1 protein-coding gene is annotated in these 1,824 nt (G+C 33.4%); it reads left to right on the top strand.

Annotation, left to right across the window (positions count from 1 at the left end; translation table 11 throughout):
* Positions 1–401: 401 nt before the first annotated feature.
* Positions 402–1,697, top strand: coding sequence for an IS110 family RNA-guided transposase (locus KPL55_RS25535; RefSeq protein ID WP_216309561.1), 1,296 nt, complete (start codon positions 402–404; stop codon positions 1,695–1,697).
* The last annotated feature ends 127 nt before the right edge of the window (positions 1,698–1,824 follow it).

Here is a 1,824-nt window from a genome sequence, read left to right as displayed (position 1 = left end):
CCCCTCGTATAATGTAGTTGTAAGCATTGATAATAAATCAGTAATAATAACTACGAATCTTATCACTCATATCTTAACTAATGTTCGCAACTCATAAATTAATTTTAATTACTCTTATCTTAATTCTGATTATTGTCAATTTCTAATATTGGATACTGGAAACCAGTTAGTCCACAATGATATAATATCTCCTGATTAGAGAAGATAGATGTGATCCCCCTGAGAGGTAAGTAATTACCAATACTCGTAAAATAGCGTATCATTCCATCAGTGAGTTTTCTGTGTTTTAGCTGGTTGGGTTTCCAATTTTGGAACTACCCGTGTCACAAACGAGGTTGCAGCCTCATTGATAGAAGTGGAATCTCTACTCTATCTCACTTTTACAAAAGGAGATGTTATATATGTCAAAATACTTAAATAGTCTTGTAGTAGGCATCGATGTTGCTTCTGAATTCTCTTTTGTAGCAGTCCTTGCGCCTGACGGCAGTAAATCTAGGAAGCCTTTTAAAATCTTCCATACTGCGGAGGGATTCAAGTACTTTCTTGAGCAAATAAAAAAAGCAGAAGAAGAGTTTTCCACAAAGCCTGTGTTCTTTATGGAGTCCACAGGCGTGTATCATCTAACTCTTTTCCACTTTCTAAAGGATAACAATTTCGAAACCTTCGTTATCAATCCTCTTGTTACTAATTGTAACAAAAATAAAGACATTAGGAAAGTGAAAAATGATAGAAATGATGCATTATCTATCGCAAGTTTAGGAAAATTTGAAGATATCAAGGTTTCATCCGACTCCGACATCAAAATTCTAACTCTAAAGTTACTAGTACGCGATTACTATAAACTTATTGATACTAGGTCAGTATTTAAAAAGAAACTTAGTAGTTCTTTGTGCATAACTTTTAGTGGATATCAAAATGTATTTTCTAACACCTGTGGATTAGTTTCAATTAATATATTGAAAAAGTATCCTAATCCACAGGAATTTATTTCAGCTCCAAAGCAAGATATTATAGATATTTTGCTTAATTCCAGAAAGGGTGTTAATTGGGCTGAAAAAAAGTACACCAAGCTCATAGAATCGGCTGAAAACGCTCAATTTGTTAGTATACCGTCACCATGGTTATCAGTTTCTATCACAACTACTATAGCTATCTACGAGGCTATTGATGGTGAAATAGCTACGCTTTTAGCAAAAATTGAAGGCTTCATAAACAGTGATCAAATGTCTCTTGCTTTTCGTAAAAATATATTGTTGCTAATGTCTATACCAGGAATTGGATATAATACAGCAATAACAATATTAGCCGAAATTGGTGCCATTGATAGATTTATAACTCCTAAGCAACTTGTCGCTTTCTTCGGAGTTGATCCTGCTGTTAATGAATCAGGTAAGTTTAAGGGCGATAGAGTTAAAATGTCCAAACGTGGTACAAGGTTTGGTAGACGAGCTCTATATGCTGCTGCCTTAGCTTCTATTAGGGTGAAGCGTAATGGAGAAGCCACTAATCATGTTTTACTTAAATACTATAAAGAAAACTTAAAGGGCAAGAAGGCAAAAGTAGCTTTAGTTGCAGTTATGCACAAACTTATCAAATACCTATTTGCTGTTTTAAGAAATCAAGAAGAGTACCAAGTTAGAGACCCTAAATTACACCAGAAAATGTTTTTAGAGAATAAAACTATTATAGCTGCCTAATTTATTTTATTACCTACCTTTTTTACCATCGTTCGTCTTTTGAAACGGTTTTTTTGTTGTGCAAAAAATTAATCTAAATAACTTTAAACAAATTTAAATTAAATAGTTGACTTTAACTAGCTGGTCT

This window comes from Clostridium lacusfryxellense, from assembly GCF_018861735.1.
Classification (GTDB): domain Bacteria; phylum Bacillota; class Clostridia; order Clostridiales; family Clostridiaceae; genus Clostridium_AD; species Clostridium_AD lacusfryxellense.
This window is presented reverse-complemented; position numbering and strand designations above follow the sequence as displayed.